This is a genomic window from Methanonatronarchaeum thermophilum (genome assembly GCF_002153915.1).
Classification (GTDB): Archaea; Halobacteriota; Methanonatronarchaeia; order Methanonatronarchaeales; family Methanonatronarchaeaceae; genus Methanonatronarchaeum; species Methanonatronarchaeum thermophilum.
Map to the genome: position 1 here is coordinate 533,373 of NZ_MRZU01000003.1, position 16,789 is coordinate 550,161.

At 39.2% G+C, this 16,789-nt stretch carries 16 protein-coding genes; all 16 read right to left on the bottom strand.

Features of this window, described 5'->3' with window-relative positions:
• Nucleotides 1-183 precede the first annotated feature (183 nt).
• Nucleotides 184-672: a DUF7479 domain-containing protein gene (locus AMET1_RS03910; RefSeq protein WP_086637168.1), complete on the bottom strand. Its 489-nt coding sequence runs from the start codon at nucleotides 670-672 to the stop codon at nucleotides 184-186.
• Between the two features lie 14 nt (nucleotides 673-686).
• Nucleotides 687-1,802: a uroporphyrinogen decarboxylase family protein gene (locus tag AMET1_RS03915; RefSeq protein WP_086637169.1), complete on the bottom strand. Its 1,116-nt coding sequence runs from the start codon at nucleotides 1,800-1,802 to the stop codon at nucleotides 687-689.
• A gap of 565 nt (nucleotides 1,803-2,367) precedes the next feature.
• The gene (locus AMET1_RS03920) at nucleotides 2,368-2,589 is read right to left on the bottom strand and encodes a hypothetical protein (RefSeq protein WP_086637170.1); all 222 of its coding nucleotides are present in this window, start codon (nucleotides 2,587-2,589) and stop codon (nucleotides 2,368-2,370) included.
• Nucleotides 2,590-2,611: 22 nt separating this feature from the next.
• Complete coding sequence (locus AMET1_RS03925) at nucleotides 2,612-2,830, bottom strand: ATP synthase subunit C (protein ID WP_086637171.1); 219 nt, start codon at nucleotides 2,828-2,830, stop codon at nucleotides 2,612-2,614.
• A 22-nt stretch (nucleotides 2,831-2,852) separates the two neighbouring features.
• The gene (locus AMET1_RS03930; protein WP_086637172.1) at nucleotides 2,853-4,901 is read right to left on the bottom strand and encodes a V-type ATP synthase subunit I; all 2,049 of its coding nucleotides are present in this window, start codon (nucleotides 4,899-4,901) and stop codon (nucleotides 2,853-2,855) included.
• Nucleotides 4,902-5,097: 196 nt separating this feature from the next.
• The gene (locus AMET1_RS03935; protein WP_086637173.1) at nucleotides 5,098-5,715 is read right to left on the bottom strand and encodes a V-type ATP synthase subunit E family protein; all 618 of its coding nucleotides are present in this window, start codon (nucleotides 5,713-5,715) and stop codon (nucleotides 5,098-5,100) included.
• Nucleotides 5,716-5,766: 51 nt separating this feature from the next.
• Complete coding sequence (locus AMET1_RS03940; RefSeq protein ID WP_086637174.1) at nucleotides 5,767-6,081, bottom strand: hypothetical protein; 315 nt, start codon at nucleotides 6,079-6,081, stop codon at nucleotides 5,767-5,769.
• A 224-nt stretch (nucleotides 6,082-6,305) separates the two neighbouring features.
• Nucleotides 6,306-8,249: a complex I subunit 5 family protein gene (locus tag AMET1_RS03945; RefSeq protein ID WP_086637175.1), complete on the bottom strand. Its 1,944-nt coding sequence runs from the start codon at nucleotides 8,247-8,249 to the stop codon at nucleotides 6,306-6,308.
• Nucleotides 8,250-8,460: 211 nt separating this feature from the next.
• Nucleotides 8,461-8,919: a phosphopantetheine adenylyltransferase gene (locus AMET1_RS03950; protein WP_086637176.1), complete on the bottom strand. Its 459-nt coding sequence runs from the start codon at nucleotides 8,917-8,919 to the stop codon at nucleotides 8,461-8,463.
• 20 nt (nucleotides 8,920-8,939) lie between these two features.
• Nucleotides 8,940-9,749 carry an imidazole glycerol phosphate synthase subunit HisF gene (gene hisF / locus AMET1_RS03955; protein WP_086637177.1) on the bottom strand — a complete coding sequence of 270 codons (810 nt, stop codon included), beginning with the start codon at nucleotides 9,747-9,749 and terminating at the stop codon, nucleotides 8,940-8,942.
• Between the two features lie 2 nt (nucleotides 9,750-9,751).
• A complete protein-coding gene (gene purL / locus AMET1_RS03960; protein ID WP_086637178.1) occupies nucleotides 9,752-11,878 on the bottom strand; it encodes a phosphoribosylformylglycinamidine synthase subunit PurL in 2,127 nt (708 codons plus the stop codon).
• A 113-nt stretch (nucleotides 11,879-11,991) separates the two neighbouring features.
• Nucleotides 11,992-13,080 (bottom strand): chorismate synthase, encoded by a 1,089-nt coding sequence (aroC, locus tag AMET1_RS03965; RefSeq protein ID WP_201721268.1) that lies wholly within the window; start codon nucleotides 13,078-13,080, stop codon nucleotides 11,992-11,994.
• Nucleotides 13,081-13,177: 97 nt separating this feature from the next.
• Nucleotides 13,178-13,825, bottom strand: coding sequence for a cytochrome c biogenesis protein (locus AMET1_RS03970; protein WP_269087991.1), 648 nt, complete (start codon nucleotides 13,823-13,825; stop codon nucleotides 13,178-13,180).
• A gap of 43 nt (nucleotides 13,826-13,868) precedes the next feature.
• Entirely contained in the window at nucleotides 13,869-14,549 is a 681-nt protein-coding gene (locus AMET1_RS03975; protein ID WP_086637181.1) for a heme exporter protein CcmB, read from the bottom strand.
• Nucleotides 14,550-14,634: 85 nt separating this feature from the next.
• Complete coding sequence (locus tag AMET1_RS03980) at nucleotides 14,635-15,351, bottom strand: hypothetical protein (RefSeq protein WP_086637182.1); 717 nt, start codon at nucleotides 15,349-15,351, stop codon at nucleotides 14,635-14,637.
• Nucleotides 15,341-16,756 carry an APC family permease gene (locus tag AMET1_RS03985; RefSeq protein ID WP_201721269.1) on the bottom strand — a complete coding sequence of 472 codons (1,416 nt, stop codon included), beginning with the start codon at nucleotides 16,754-16,756 and terminating at the stop codon, nucleotides 15,341-15,343. The genes AMET1_RS03980 and AMET1_RS03985 overlap by 11 nt, the downstream gene beginning before the upstream one ends.
• Nucleotides 16,757-16,789 lie beyond the last annotated feature (33 nt).

The window sequence follows — 16,789 nt, forward strand, 5'->3', positions numbered from 1 at the left end:
TAATATAATATTGTATTGTTTAGTGAAGCTGTATATAGTGGTTTTTTAGGTATTTTTTTATTTTTATGTTAAAAATTTTGCTTTTGTTTTTTTATTTAGCTATCGCTGGAAGACTGATTTATAAAAAAAATAAACTGGGTCAAGGGGTGTTTATACCCCTTACTCCCTATTTCTATAGAGTTTTTAAGCTCTTTTTTCTTCAAGAATGTTAGCCGCTGTTGGTAATGTTTTTACAGCGAGGTCTTCTGACACGTATCCTTGTTCGCAGTCTGGGCAATATACTCCTAATACGGGCCGTGTGATCCCAAGATAGCTTATATCTAGGTTTTTCTCTACGGCGTTTCCACCACATGCCTCGCAGACCCATTCTTCAATTTCTTCTCCTTCTCCATCTGAGGATGGGCCTTCTATAGACATTTTATGTCCATATGCGGAGATTAACTTCATTTTGTCTCCGTCGATTTTTTCATATCTTGCGTATGTTGTTAGGTTATCGCCTTCTTTTTTAGCCAGTATCGATCCATCGTCTTTGTTAACTAGTTTATGTCCTGATTTCTCGCCTTCTTGTATTGCTGCTTTTATACTTTTTTGATCTAGGCCTCTTTCTTCTACGAGTTCTTTTACTTCACTTGACATTTCTAATTCGAATTTTGGTTTCTTTTTCCAAATCATTCTTCATACCCCCTTTAGAACCTCTCATACTGTCCATGGTCTTTCGCTGCTCTCACCATTGCGTGTATGTTTGCTACTGGAGAGTATGTTGGACATTCACATGCAGTTCCTAGTATGAAACCTCTTGGACTGTCTTTTCCTTTTTTTAGTTGTTCGGATGCTTGGTCATAAACCTCTCTAGGGGATCCCATTTGTACGAGCGATGTGTCGACTACACCTAGTGTTGTAGCTTTGTCTCCGAAGTTTTCTACTAATTTGTCTGCTGGGAATATTTCTCCATCTTCATATCCAATTTGGAATACGGTGAACGGAGACATTGGTGCATCTGTCCATAGGTCCCAATCGTCTTTGTGTTCTCCACATAGGTGGTAGTATACTCCTGGGCCTGCTCCGGCTTTTAATGTATCTTTAACTGCTTTACAGGTTGGTTCGAAATTGAATCTCTCAATTTGATCTCTATTCAGTAGGTCGCCGTTTGCGACAACTGAACCTGCGATCATTACGTTCATTCCGTATCTGTCTGCAACGACCTTGTTTGCGTTCACCATGTGTTCAGCCATTTTGTATACTAGGTCATCCACTATCTCTGGTTCTCGTATCAACCACATTAATAGTTGTTCAGCTTGAACCATGTTGGATGCTATGTCGAATGCTCCATTGAATTGTGTTACCGGTGCAAACATATCTGGATATTCATCTAGACAGGTGTCGAGGGCTGTTAGGTGTTTTTCGAATGTTGGGCCGTCTTTCAGTTCTTCTGGGCCTTTTACTTCTAGTTTATCGACGTCTTCAGGTTCTTTTAATGGGTATTCGTCTATTACTGGTGGGCTTTTCTCTGTGTATTTGAGTTTGGCTCCATAGTCTTGTCCCCAGTAATCTCCCCATAGGTAGTGGCCTACTGGAGTTATGTCGTATATTTCACAAGCGTTACAAACCATTCTAACGGCTTCATCGGGATTCTGCCAGAAATATTTTGTGTCTTTTCTGAACAGGGTGGCTGCGTGTGACAGAAGTATCGGGTCAACTATAACCCGGTCCGATGGTGTGTCCGCGAATGGTGTCGTCCATAATGTAGCGGCTTTTGCTAACCATTCTTCATCTATATTGGGTAAAAAATCCTCTCTTGGCATACTCTAAAACCTGTTTATAGATTTGACAACATTTATTATTTATACCTTTCGGTTTTGGGAGATATAGAATCGTTTATTAAGAGTTATATCTCTATATAAACTCTATTTAAATCTTTTTTCCTTAAAAAATGATTATTAGAATAATTTTTGTAGAAATAAAGAACAAGAACCTGATTTAATTGATTTAAAAACAATTTAGTGTTTTTATGTTACTTAACTTTTCAACGTTAACTTAGAGAAAGATAGATGGGTTAATTAGTTTAAAGATTTCTTTGTTTTTTATTTTTGATTTATTTTTTTATTGGATAATAACCATATATCTGAAATTAACATACCTGATGTTATTGATTAGTTTGTTTATCCTTTAAAAATAGAGGTCTAATGGCGAATTTAATGATGTTTATTGAGTGATTGTTTGGCACCACCCTTTGTGGGTGGCTGGCCAAACTTTTTTCACAAAAACTGAACCCTAAAAAATTGTTAAAATTGTAAATACTAAAAAACGGTTTTTTCATGTTTGTCGGTTTATTTAGGTTTACGGTTTACCCACTCCATATCACCTTCTTTATTTCTCCATCTCTTTTTTCTTTTTTTTGACATGCCATTTAAACACTTTGAAGGATAGTAGCACCGTGATTAGGAATCCTGTTAAGGTTCCTACTACGATGCCTATACCTGGGAACGTAACCCTTTCGCCGATTAGTAGTCCGGCGAAAGAGGATGCGATTACTATGCCCGCAAACACTACGCCCCATAGCATGCCTTTTAATATTACCTGTTTACTCATTTTTCAAAACACTTTGTTTTCTTTAAATACCGAATACTAGTAGTAGCGAAATCAACAGTCCGTATATAGCTAGAGCTTCCGCGAAAGCTACGTATATAATTGTTATACCGCTTACTTCTGGGTTCTCTGCTATTGCGCCTGCGCTTGCTACACCTACTTTGGATATCGCCCATGCAGCTGCGAAAGCTGGTATTGCTATAGCAAGCAATGCTGCTAGGTTTACTCCAAACTCTATCTCCATATCTTCACCTCCTTTGTTTTTTTTATTTTAGTTTAAATGGAATGAAGCGTCTTGAACCTCCACTGTAGAACTTTTCGAACCATTCGTAGTAATGTAGCCTTAGTGAGTGTAGGAATACGATTATTCCGTCTAAAGCTAATATTACTAGTGTTGCTATGCTGTAAAACAATATCCAACCTATTGCTACTCCTACGGCACCTCCACCAGCTAGTGATGTGAATACTTCGGCTACTTCTACTAGTGCGAGGAATAGTCCTATGTGTACGAGTGATAGTGCGAAAAGCCTGCTGTATGAGATTGTGTTTGAGACGAATGAGAGAACTCCGTGGAATGCTTCAAAAGCACCTTCTCCGAGAAGTGTTACTGCTTCTTTTGGACCGTTGAAATGACCTATTTCTGCTATTAGCTCTCCTAATGCGAGTAGTATTACTGGTGGTATGAGAACTGCTAAGAAGAGTGGTATGTTCCATGCCATTGGATCCATGCCGTATTCAAGTATTGAGGTGGCTACGAGTCCAGCAGCTCCTAATAGGATCCATATTTTAGATATTGGTATTACTGTTGCTCTTACAGAGTGTTTGAGTTTGTTGAATATGTCGAGTCCCATTCCAACGGTCATGTGTATTATCCCGAATGTTAGGGCTATTACCAAGAATGTAATTGGTTCGTCTATTGGGTATAGGAATAATGCGTGGTCGGCTGGTGTTAAAGCGAATCCAAACATATCGACTTGACCGCTGGGTGTTAATCCCATGAACTTACCGTATATGAATCCGAATATCATTGCAAAGAAACCTAGTGGTAGCATTACTACTGCAAGGTCTTTTATTGCTCCTTTAGCTACTTTTAGTAGTAATAGGCCTGCTAAGAATACTATTAATCCGTGTCCAACGTCTCCGAACATGACACCAAATAATAGTGGTAGGAATAGTGCCATTACGGCGGTTGGGTCGACTTCATTGTATTTTGGTAGTGCGTATGTTGATGTTAGTAGTTCGAATCCTTTGAAGTATGATGGGTTGTCCAGTTCTACGGGTACGTCATCGTTTTCTGTGGGTTCTCTGATTTCTGTTAATGCTATTCCATTCGTTATTTTTCCGACTATTTCTTTTAGTTCCCTGGATTTTTCTTTAGGTATCCATCCTTCGACTATGGATACTCTTGTGCTTTCACCCATTTTTTCTTGGGCGTCTTTTCGGTCTAGCATTACTTCAAGTGTTTTTTTGATTTTGGTTGTTTTGTCTCGGTGTGTTTTGTCCATTTCTGTGATTCGGTTTATTATGTTTGTTTTGGTTTCTTTGATTTTCTTTATTGATGCTTCGGTTTCTCGGACTATTTGGCTTGGTGTTTTTTCTGGTTTTTCTTTTGGGGTGAATAGTTCTACATCGTGTTCGTTGAATGTTTCAAGGATTTCTTCTTTTTGTTCTTTGAGGAATGTTGCTGCTAGTGTGTCTTTGCCTTCTTCGTTTTTCTTTATGTTTATCCAGATTGTTTTTTCGTTGGTTTGTAGTTTGTCTAGGAGTTTTTCTCCTTTTTCTCTAGGGACTTTACCGATAACTGTATGGGTGTACTTTGTTTCTCCGAGGTTGCTTAGCGGTATGTCGAATCTTGTGTATTGTTTGATTTGGGCTTGATGTTCTTTGATTTTTTCTTTTTCGTTTTCCAACTCTGTTAACTGGTTTTCAAGTCTTTTTGCTTGTTCTACTGTTTCATCGATAAAGTCAAGGTCTTCTGTTTCTACTTTCAGTTTTGGTTCGATTGTTTTTTGTGTTTTTTCTTCGCTTGAGAATAAGTTTTTAATTTTTTCTCTGAAGGATTCTTCTTCTGTTGTTATTTCTTCTATTTTGTCAAATATATCGAGGATTCTCCTGGATTTAAGGTGGTATGACCTTAAGTTCTTTTTTTCTTCACTTGCATCGCTAAATGTGAAGAAATCTGGAAAATCCTGTATGCTTTGGGTTGCCTCATCTATGTGTACGAGGCCTGCTTTCTGCAGTTCTTCGATAAGTGGGTCTCGATAGTTACGTAGGGTTACGATCTCCACTTTTTCCATTCGTTTGGGCCAGAACAATTATTTCCCTCCATAGGTTGGTTTGTTTTGAGTATGTTTAGGTTGAAATTCGGTTTTGGTTGTGTTTTTTGTGTTGTTTTTGGGTGTCGACTTATTATGACTAATTTCGCAATTATTTAAACCTTTCTGGGTTGTTAGAGGTGTTTGGTTTGGTGAGTTTGATTTTTTCGTCACTTATTTCAACCATGTCTTGTTTTTAGAAGCATACTCGATTGATTATCTGTCTTATCTCTCCTCTTTTTCTCCTGATTCTTTCTTCGATTGTGTTGTCTATTGTGATTGAGCCTTCTGGTGGTTTTGCTGTTACTCCGCCTACTGTTTCTATTGTTTCTCCGATCTGTATTTCGACTTGTTTGTCTAGTTTTTCGGAGATTTCTGTTTCGATTTGTTGTTTGTTTTCTTGTATAAGTTCTTTGTCTTGGTTGTTTGAGTTTATTGTTAATTTATCTGTGTTTATTTCTATGAATGATTCTTTTATGAGGTTTTTTAGTAGTTCTAGTTTTTCTTGGTCGCTGTATTCTGAAATTGTTGTTTTTACGTTTTCGATTATTTCGTTTATTAGTTCTTCTTTAACGTCAAGTTTTGCTCGTTTTGATTTGAGTTTTGCGTCTGCCATTACGCTTCTTTTTTCTTGTTCTATTTCTTCTCTTCTTTCTTCGATTATTTCTTGTTTTTTCTGGCTGGCTTTTTCTCTAGCGTTTTGTTTGATGTTTTCTGCTCTTTTTTTGGCTTCTGAAACAAGTTGTTCTGCTTCTTCCTCTGCCTTGTTAGTTATCTCTTTTGTTATTTTTTCAACGCCGCTTTCCATCTGCATGTGTATACACCAATATATTTTTAGGTTTTTTGTTGGGTTTGGGTAGTTCGGTTAGGAGCCTGTTAGTATTTCGAATACTTCTTTTTCGGCTTTTTCTGTGCTATCTTTGGCTTTTTCTAGCATTTCTTCAGCTCTGGATTCTCCTTCACTAATTATCTCTTCGGCTTCTTTGTTTGTTTCTTCAAGTTCTTCTTGCTTAATTTTCTCTATTTCTTCCCGAGCTTCTGTCTTTGCGTTGTTTATTATTTCCCGGGACTCCATCTCGGCCTCTCTGACTATGTCTTCAGCTTCAGATTGAGCGTTCTCTATTATCTCAAGCGCCTCTTTTTCGGCTTGTTTTATTTTTTCTAGTTTTTCTTTTTCCATTGAATAACCCTCTCCTGATTAAGACCATTCTTTTAGAAGGTCTTTTAACCATAGTGGTTCGAATTCATAACGATGTGAATCGATTGTACCATGAAACTCCGATCGTGTTTTACAAGTTTATGGAAATTAACACATTATTCCTCATGTATTGTTTTCTTTTTAACTTTATCCCATTTTGAGTTTGGTTTGTTTAGTTGTGTTTGGGTTTGTTTTTTTATTATGGTTTAGAACATGAGGATTGAGTAGATCATGTAGATTGCTAACATTAGTACTATTAGGAATATTGCAAAGCTTACTCCTCTTCCGCTGTCTATGTCGTAGTTTTTTTGTTCTTGTTTCTGTGCTGTTATTGATTTTAGTATCGGTTCGAAGATGTTTGTTGATACGTATCTATTGAATGTTGCTCCTGTTGTGTTTATTATTTTTGATGTGGCTGTTATTGATTTTAGTATTGTGTTGTAGATGTTGTTTACTGTGAACCAGTTAGGCCAACTTCTTGTTTCAAGTTTAAGTATGTATGCCCCTGTGTATAGTGCGATACCTATGGCGAATGATGTTATGACTGCTGTTAGGTCTTCGGTTATGAATACATTTATTTCTGATACGTATGCGACTGATTCTGGGTTTAGTGCGTGTGTTTCTAGGACTGGTGTTATTAGGTTTTGGAGTAGTGTTGTTGGGAACAGCCCTATCAATATTATTAGGGTTGCTATTGCTCCAACTGATACGGCCATTAGTTTTGGTGCTTTTTTGATTTCTTTGGTTTCTTTGTTTTTGTTTCCTGTTAGGAATGTTGAGATTATTAGTTTTAGGGAGTATGCGACTGTTCCTCCGCCTATTATTTTGAATAGTATTTCAGCTATGTATAGTGCTTGGTCTCCGTTTAGGGCGTAGGCATCGTATAATGCGTGGTGTATTATTGTTTTACTTACGTATCCGTTGAATAATGGCATTCCAGCTATTCCTAATAGGGCTATTATGCATAGTATGAATGTTATTGGCATTTTTTTGTATAGCTGGCCCATCTCGCTCATTTTCAGGGTGCCGGTTCGGAAGTATATGATTCCTGCTATGAAGAATAATGCTGATTTGTATAGTGCGTGGTTTGCTACGTGGTATAGTGAGCCGGCGTATCCCATTGCACCGCCTTCGTATCCTAGGTAGGCAGCTGCTCCTACTCCTATCATGAGTAGGCCTATCTGGCTTATTGTGCTGTATGCTAGTAGGGTTTTTATGTTGTCTTGGAATAATGCGAATATCCAGCCGATGAAGGATGTGATTATTGCTATCCAGATTACCCAGTATCCTATTTCTGGTAGTGACCAGGCTGCTGCGAGGTCTGATGGTGTGAATATTGTTCCTGTGGTTCTGAATATTCCGTATATTCCTGCTTTGACCATTATTGCTGAGAGTAGAGCTGATGCGGGTGTTGGTGCTACTGGATGTGCTTTGGGAAGCCATATATGCACTGGGAATATACCTGCTTTTCCTCCGAAACCTAGTATCATTAATCCGGCTATAAGGTATTTGAGGTTTCCAAGCTCTTCGATTTCTCCGAAACGGCTGTCTATCGACATCGAGCCTGTGTTCATGTAGAGTAGTATTATCCCTATTAATAACATTAGTCCACAGAACGCGCCGACGTAGAAGTATACTTTACCTGCTTCGTATGATTCTCGTGTTTGTTCGTGTATAACCAGCATTAGTGAGAAGAGTGCAAGTAGTTCGAAAAAGATGTATATTACGAATAGGTCGCCTCCGACTATGACGCCCATGTTGACGGCGAGTGTTAGTATGAGGAATAGGAAGTATCGGTTTGTTGCGTGTTCTTTTTTAACGTATGTTATGGAGTAGATTGTTGCAACCATCCAGATGAAGGAGGTTGCTAGTGCGAATATGAATGCGAATGAGTCTACGTAGAATGTGATTGGGTACATCGTGGTTAGTGAGGTTAGTGTGTATTCGATTTCACCTCCACCACCGATGTATGGATACATCAGGGCTGTGGTTATGAATGTTATTGTCGCGATAAAAGCAGCTGTGTAATGGCCATATTTTTCACGCCAAACCCTACCGATTATATAGGAGATGAATGCGCCGATTAGGGGTATAAGCACTACTAAGGCCGGTAGTGAGATCGTTGTTGCCTGTGTTGACATTGGGATCATGGTTTTACCTCTAGGATTTGTGGGGTGGATTACGTAGTTAGGGGTGGTTGTATCTTTAAACCCTATTAAACCAGATATGTTTCGATTTGGTTTGGTTTGGTTTTCTATTTAGGTGTTAGGGTTGTGGATTCCCCTTTCTTTTTTTCTCCCGATATTTTACAACCTAGCTATATTTAAAACTTTTAGGTCTATTGGGGTTTGTTTTGGTTTTCTATTTTGTTTGTTTTTTGAGGTTTCCATCTCTGTCTATCTGTCCTTTTCTGATTCTGGTTGATGAGATTGGTTTTCCGTCTTCTGCGGTTTGTAGTGGGATTTCTATTATTTTTAGTGGTTTGTTTCCTTTTTCGATTCGTTTTTTGTTTATTTCTATGGCGTTTTTGCGTGTTTCGGGTGATACTATTATTGCGTCGAGGTTTTTTTGTAGGCTTACTCCCACTTTGTCTTCTATTTTTGTTATCTGGTATTCTGTGTTTTGTGAGATTGTTTCGATGTATTTTTTTAGTTGTTTTTTACGTGTTTTGTAGTCTTGGATTTCGCCGTGTTTGTTTTGGCACATTTTGTTTGATGTTATTCCGATTATTACGTGGTCTCCATGGTTGAATGCTTTTTTTAGTAGTGTTTTATGGCCTTTGTGTAAGTGGGAGAATGTTCCGCCTACTACTACTTTCATTTTAGGTCACGTGTTGGGGGTTATCGGGTTTCTATTTCTTTTTGGTTTAGGTGTTTTTTTACTTCTTCTACGGTGTATTCGTTGTAGTGGAATATGCTTGCGGCGAGGCAGGCGTCTACGTCTGCTGTTTTGAATGCTTGGTACATGTGTTCAGGGGTTCCTGCTCCTCCTGATGCTATTACCGGTATGTCTACTGCGTTTGTTATCGCTTTGTTTAGTATGTTGTCGTATCCGTCTTTTGTTCCGTCTCTATCCATGCTTGTTAGTAGTATTTCACCGGCTCCTCGTTTTTCAACTTCTTTGGCCCATTCTATTGCGTCGATGCCTGTTGATTCACGTCCTCCGTATATCACTACTTCGAACCAGCCTTTTTCGCCATTTTCGAATTCGATGTTGTTTTTGTCTTTTTGGGGTTTTCTTCTTTTGGCGTCTATTGCTATTACTATGCATTGGTTTCCATATTTCTGGGATGCTTTGTTTATTAGGTCTGGGTTTTTAACTGCGGCTGTGTTGATTCCTACTTTGTCTGCTCCTGCTCTTAATGTACGGTTTATGTCTTCGATGGATCCTATTCCGCCTCCTACGGTGAATGGGATGAATACTTCGTTTGCTGTTTCTTTTATAATGTCGGTCATGTTTTCTCGGCCTTCTGCTGAGGCGGTGATGTCTAGGAATATTAGTTCGTCAGCGCCTTGGTCGTTGTATTTTTTAGCTAGGTCGACGGGGGTTCCTGTTTGTTTAAGGTCTTTGAATTCAATGCCTTTTACAACCATTCCGCCTTCTTCGGAGAGTTTTACGTCTAAACAGGGTATTATTCGTTTTGCGACCAAATTTATCCCTTCATTAGTTTTTTTATATAGTTGTATTGGTTTTCAAGTTCTTTGAGGCTCCAGGTGTTTTTTTCTCCTATTACCTTGACCTCTAGTTTGTTTTCTTGGGCCTGACCGATTTTGGTGAGGTTGCTGTCTTCTATATCTAGTTTTTCTTCTGTTGCTATGAGGAATCTTCCATAGCTTTCTGAGAACAATAGTTCTTCTTTGTCTAGGTTTCCTTGTATCTCGGTTAGATCTGTTTTTATTCCAACGTTGTTTTTTACAGCGGTTTTAGATAAGGCGGTTATTAATCCACCTCTGGATATCGATCTAACCATTGATAGGTCGTTTTCTCTAACTAGGTCTACCATGTTTTCAATGTTGTTTATGTCTTGTTGGCGTGGTTTGGGTGGGTTTTCTCCAATGGATTGGTATATTTCTTTGAAGTATTGTGAGGCTCCTAACTCTGGTCGTGTTTCTCCGTATATGTATATGTGGTCTCCAGGTGAGACCTTCATGTTTGGGGTTTGGTTTACTTCGGGTATCCATCCGACCATACCGATGTTTGGTGTTGGTTTAACTGTTGAACCGTATTCTGCACTCTCGTTGTATAGGGATACATTTCCTCCAACAACTGGTATATTCATTTTTTCGGCCATTTCAGCCATTCCTTCAACTGTTTTTTTGAACTCCCAGTAGATGTCTTCTCTTTCTGGGTTTCCGAAGTTTAAGCAGTCAACCATTGCGATAGGTCTGGCTCCTACGGTTGCTAAGTTCATTGCGTTTATTAATACAGATCCTTTGCCTCCATTTGATGGGTCTAGGTATGTGTGGTGTGAGTTACATCCTGTTGTTAAAGCTACTCCACCTTCATCCAGTTTTAGTACGGCGGAATCTGATCCTGGTTTTATTACCGTTCTTATTTGAACTTCATGGTCGTATTGGCTGTATATCCATTCTTTTGAAGCTATGTTTGGGTTTGCCATTAATTTAGTTAGAGCTTCTTTTGTTGGTGGTGTTGTTCTTGATGTTATTTTTTCAGACCTATTGTCTTCTTTATGTTCTCGGGTGTATGTGGGTGCTTCATCTGTCAGTAATTTGATTGGTACGTCAACAACTTTTTCTTGGTTGTACAGGGCGATGTATTGTTCTTCTTCGATAACTTTTCCAACTACATTTGATTCGAGGTCGTATTTCTCTGTTAGTTCGGTTGCTTTATCGATGTTTTCAGGTTTTATTTCAACAAGCATTCTTTCTTGGGATTCGGATAACAATATCTCTAGGGGATGCATGTTTTCTTCACGTAGATGTACTTTGTTTAAATCGATTTCTGCTCCATAACCACCTAGTGAACACATCTCTGATGAAGCTCCTCCTAAACCGGCTGCACCTAGGTCTCTACATGCCTCTATCAACCCATCTTCAGCCATCTCAAGTATGCAGTCGACCAATAGTTTTTCTGTGAATGGATCTCCAACCTGTACATTCGGTCTATCTTTGTCAGAGTCTTCTTCAAGTTCTTGTGAAGCAAATGAAGCTCCTCCCAACCCATCTCTACCTGTACTGGCTCCAACAAGAAGTAAGGGGTTGTCTGGGGTGGTTGCTTTAGCTGTAAGTAGGTTTTCTACGATACCTACACAGAATGCGTTTACAAGTGGGTTTCCATTATAGCTTGAATCGAACTCGACCTCTCCTCCGACCGTTGGAACCCCTATGCTGTTCCCATAACTAGATATTCCATCTACAACTCCTTCAAGCAGGTATCTGTTTTTCTCTTCCTCTAAATCTCCGAAACGAAGTGGGTCCAGTAATGCAATAGGTCTGGCGCCCATGGAAAGAACATCTCTAACTATACCTCCAACACCGGTTGCAGCACCGTTGTAAGGATCTATATATGAAGGGTGGTTATGGCTTTCTATGGCAAGCGCCAACAACTCTCCATTAGGAAGTTCTATAACTCCAGCGTCATCACCGGGCCCAATAACGACGTTTTCTCCTTCTGTAACAAAACTACTTAAAACTGGCCTGCTGGACCTGTATGCACAATGCTCACTCCATAGGTTAACGAAAAACTCTGTCTCCACTTCATTGGGCTCTCTACCGAGTCTATTTTTTATAATATCTAAATCTTCTTTTTCAAGCGTCAAGACATGCACCTCTTATAACAATCAAAACAGCACTCCAACCCTAGCTGCATAACTTGAAAAACATCTACATATACAAGTTTCTACTGGTTTTCTAACTTGATTTGTAGGTATGGTTATTCTTTTTGTATTTTGTCTAGAGGTAGTTTACCGGCCTGCATGCTTAGGTCGGTTATTACGATGGCTGCCATCGACTCTAATACGGGTACTACTCTGGGGCAGATGCATGGGTCGTGTCTTCCCTCGATCTCTATCTCTATATCCTTCATCTCCTTTAGGTTGATTGTTTTTTGTTTTTTGTTGATCGATGGGGTTGGTTTTATTGCAGCTCTAAAGACGACAGGCATTCCGGTGGAGATACCGCCTAAAACACCACCTGAATTGTTCCCCTCCAACTCAATCTGGTTGTTTATTATTTTGATTGGGTCGTTTGACATACTTCCCTTCATATCGGCTACCTTGAATCCAGCACCTACCTCAAACCCTTTTACAGCACCTACCGACATAACCGCTCTCGCTAACTCAGACTCTAGTTTTTTGTATACCGGTTCTCCAATGCCTGCTGGTATTCCTTCAACTATAACTTCAACTATCCCTCCAACCGAGTCCCCCATTTTCTGGGTTTTAAGTATCTCCTCTTCCATCTCAATGGCTTTATCTGGATCTGCACACCTAACCGGGTTTTCCTCTGTAAAACTCTTTATCTGGCTGTATGTTGGGTTTGACTCAACCCTACCTACCTTTTTAACATGCCCATAGATCTCTATATCGATTAGGTCGAGGATTTTTTTTGCAATAGCTCCACCACATACCCTACCAACCGTTTCACGGCCTGAAGACCTTCCTCCACCTCTAAAATCTCTAAAACCATATTTAAGTTCGTATGTGAGGTCTGCATGACCTGGCCGTATTTCAAAACGACTGTATTTAGAGGAGTCTACATCACGGTTTTCAACCAACATACCTATCGGAGTTCCAATTGTTTTTCCTTTGAAAACGCCTGACAATATCTTCACTAGGTCCTTTTCATCACGTGTTGTTGAAACATCACTCTGTCCAGGCCGCCTCCTATCTAACTCAGACTGTATATCTTCTTTAGAGAGCTCCAGGCCTGCGGGACAGCCATCAACAACTGCACCTACTGAACCTCCATGTGACTCTCCAAATGTAGTAACGCTGAATAAATTACCAAAACTATTTGACAAAACTAAACACCCAAGATACCTATAACTCAAATTTACTTAGTTTTTGAGCAAGTATGACATACCCTATTCCTACAAAATATGATAAAAATGTTTTTTGTCAATATTTTCTGTCTTGTTTTTTGATTTGGTTGATTCTGTCTTTGTTTTTCTCTATCCTGATCCTTATCTTCATCAAAGTGATGTATAGCAATGTGAATGCAATCACTGAAACTATCATGGTTATGAACATCGATGTATCCATACTTATCTCGCCACCTCTGATAACGGTTGGATGTAGTGTTTCCCATATCTCTATCGATAGGTATGTAAGCGGTACGCTTATAAATGCTATTACGCCATAAACCGCTGACAACCTACCTTTTTTTTGTGTTTCAATGCTTTTTCTGAGAGTTAGATACCCAATGTATATTATAAACATCACTAGAGTCGTTGTAAGTCGGGGGTCCCATGTCCACCAGACCCCCCAGGTGGTTTCAGCCCAAATCGAACCTAAAACCAAGGTTAGGCCGGTGAACAACACACCTATCTCTGCCGATGTGTATGCTGTTATATCCCATTTTCTCGATTCAGTTCTAAGGTATTGTATGCTGGATATGAATACTATGAAAAACGCGAGAAATGATGTCCAAGCTAAAGCGACATGGAAATAGAATACTTTCTGTATAACACCCATCTCAACCTCTATGGGTGAGTATATGAAAACAAGGTAGATAGCTATCGCCATTACAATAGCTGTTGATATCAAGGCTTTTTCTTTGGATAGCTGTTTTATTGTTTTTTTCAGTTTTTCATTCCCCCATTACGTAGTTGAATGTTAGTATTGAAGCTGTAAAGAATATCACTGCGTATGCAATTAACAACTGTATCCACGGTATGTAGTCACCGCCTCCTGTTATAGCGAGTTGGGTCGCCTCTACAGACCCAACTAAGATTGGTAGTATGACTGGAAACAAGAGGACAGGCAGTATCATCGTTTGTAATCTGCTTGAAGAGGTTATTGCAGAGAGTAAGGTTCCAACAGATATAAAACCGAAGGTACCTACTAAAATCACCAAAACAATCTTTGGTAGGTATTCAATTATCCAGGTTAAGTTGAACAAGGCAATAAAAACTAATAGTGTCAATAACTCGACAGATAATATTATTATGTAGTTTGAAATCGTTTTACCAAGATAAATCGCACTCCAATCTATCGGTGTCTGAAGCACACCTTTAATCGAGTTAGATTCTCTTTCAAACGCAAAACTCTGGTTTAATCCTAATATCCCAGCAAAAACAAAAGTAATCCAAAGCAATCCAGGAAATATCTCTTTAAATTCACTAACAGAATAACTGGGTAATGCAAAATTTAGTATTATTATAACCATAGTTGAGAAAGCCAACATCGTTGTCAACATCTCTTTGGTTTTCATCTCAACTAAAAGGTCTTTATAAACCAAAACCAGTGTTTTAGAAAGATAAATCCTCATAATAGCTCCAGATTACCATCGTTTCAGTCTAAATCTACAACACCTTCGATATATATCTACCCTATATCAGGTATATATAAGTTTTTTATTCCTCCTTTTTTGGTTTGTCGACAGATTTCATTCCTTCTATTAATATTACCGGGCCATATGTTGCTTCTTTTATCTTCTTTGATATATCTCCAAGTATAAGGTCTTTCAAGTCCCTATCCACTCTACCTATCATCAATAATCCATAATCAGCTGACCTATTTTCAATCTCGTTAACTATGTCCTCCCTATCCGTTTCAATCCGTTCCTTAATGTTTTCTAGTTTAACTCCTTGCTTCATCAGTTTTGAAACTCCTTGGTCCAATGTTGTTTCGTCAGGTTCGACCAACATCAAACCAATTTCGCTCCCACCTAATCCAAATTGGTTTATTAGCGCTCCTGCTTTCTCTAAGTTCTCTATATACCTATATACCAACAGGATATTTTTTTGTGGGGGTATAGGATTCAACAAAATTGTTGCATCTACGTTTTCCTCTCTCTCTATTCTCTCAATTGTTTCTGCTTTGTTATGTGTGAAAGCTTGTCTTGTCTTTGTTTTTGCCCCAGCTTCATCGAAACTCTGTTTTATTTTATTTAAAATACTGTCCACCTTCTCTTTGTATTGAGAACTAGCTTGACTTGCAGCCGTCTGCTCCGGAATCTCGTGAACACCAAGAAGTATGACCTCGACACCGGACATCAAGTCGACCACTCCCTCTGGTACCGATTCTTTTTCAAGAACCTCGATTGGAATCAATATTTTTTTATTCATCATCCAACACTCCTTTAAGTTCTACATCTGAAGCATAAATCAATGTCCACACACCCGCTATCAATAAGATCACTATACCTATCCATCTAGAAACAGGCTCCATAAAAGCTATTAAAGCAAAACTCGCCACTCCACCTACAACCGGTAAAACAGGATATCCAGGTGTCTTAAACTCTGGAGAATACCAATCCGGCGACATCCTCCTGAAAAAAATCACCGAGAAACAAATCAATCCATACATAATCAGATGGAGAAACGAAGCAACCTCTGCAAGCAGTTCAACTTCACCCACCAAAACCAACCCAACAACGAGTATACCTGCAGATATCAAAGCGATATGAGGAGTACCATACCTCAAGTTAATCTTACTTAACCCTTGAGGTAAAAGCCTATCCCTACTCACACTGTAAAGAGCTCTTGATGAAGCAAGTATAGAAGCATTAGCACTAGAGATAGTTGCTAACAAACCAGCCATAAGAATCACAATGGCGCCTAAAACCCCAAGTAGTTCCCTAGAAACCTCGATTATAGCTGTCTCACCAAACCCACCAAGAGTTACACTATCTATCGTGCCTGTAGCAACAAAAATGGTTAAAGCATACAACACAGTTACAATCACAACAGAACCAACCATCGCTAAAGGTAGATTCCGGCTAGGCCGTTCAATATCACCTGCAATAGTTGCAACCTGAGCAAAACCAAGGTACGAAGTGAAAACCAATGCAGCGGTAGAAAAAACCGATCCAATACCAAATGGTGCAAACTCCTCCGGAATTCTTTCACGACCCAACACACCAACCACCTCTAAAACACCATACACCAAAAACACAACCAAAATCACAATCAAAAGAGATACAACCAAGTTCTGAAGCTTCTCAGTATTTTCAGTACCAGAAATACTGATAGCAACCAATAAAACACCAAAAAACACAGACAACAAAACAACAGGATCAAAACCAACAGTCAACCCAAGCTCATACATAACTTCAACAGCATAATACCCAAAACCAACCAAATAGAAAGCAGTAGCAAAAACCAATCCAAACCAAAGCGATATACCCACCATACCACCAGGCTTAGCACCCATAGCCCTTGAAACAAAAAAATAACCACCCCCACTCCTAGGCATCGCAGTCGCCAACTCAGAAGCAGGTAACGCAACCAACAAAGCGATTAAACCACCAATAATAAAACTCAAGATGGCTGCAGGACCGGCATTCCCAGCAGCAAGGCCTGGAAAAACAAATATACCAGCCCCAATCATCGTTCCAACACCAATAGTAAGCCCACCCATCAACCCAATAGTTCTCTCAAGCTCAACACCCTCCTCATGGATACTAACATCCTCAGCATCCTCCTCAGGAACAGGTACATCCACAACATCATCCGAACCAACTTCACCAGACACAACAACAACCACAATAATATAAAACTAAAAACA

Coding starts and splice junctions, on each gene's coding strand:
- AMET1_RS03910 (WP_086637168.1), bottom strand. CDS start 672: ATGATTTGGAAAAAGAAACCAAAATTCGAATTAGAAATGTCAAGTGAA.
- AMET1_RS03915 (WP_086637169.1), bottom strand. CDS start 1,802: ATGCCAAGAGAGGATTTTTTACCCAATATAGATGAAGAATGGTTAGCA.
- AMET1_RS03920 (WP_086637170.1), bottom strand. CDS start 2,589: ATGAGTAAACAGGTAATATTAAAAGGCATGCTATGGGGCGTAGTGTTT.
- AMET1_RS03925 (WP_086637171.1), bottom strand. CDS start 2,830: ATGGAGATAGAGTTTGGAGTAAACCTAGCAGCATTGCTTGCTATAGCA.
- AMET1_RS03935 (WP_086637173.1), bottom strand. CDS start 5,715: ATGCAGATGGAAAGCGGCGTTGAAAAAATAACAAAAGAGATAACTAAC.
- AMET1_RS03940 (WP_086637174.1), bottom strand. CDS start 6,081: ATGGAAAAAGAAAAACTAGAAAAAATAAAACAAGCCGAAAAAGAGGCG.
- AMET1_RS03945 (WP_086637175.1), bottom strand. CDS start 8,249: ATGATCCCAATGTCAACACAGGCAACAACGATCTCACTACCGGCCTTA.
- AMET1_RS03950 (WP_086637176.1), bottom strand. CDS start 8,919: ATGAAAGTAGTAGTAGGCGGAACATTCTCCCACTTACACAAAGGCCAT.
- AMET1_RS03975 (WP_086637181.1), bottom strand. CDS start 14,549: ATGAGGATTTATCTTTCTAAAACACTGGTTTTGGTTTATAAAGACCTT.
- AMET1_RS03980 (WP_086637182.1), bottom strand. CDS start 15,351: ATGATGAATAAAAAAATATTGATTCCAATCGAGGTTCTTGAAAAAGAA.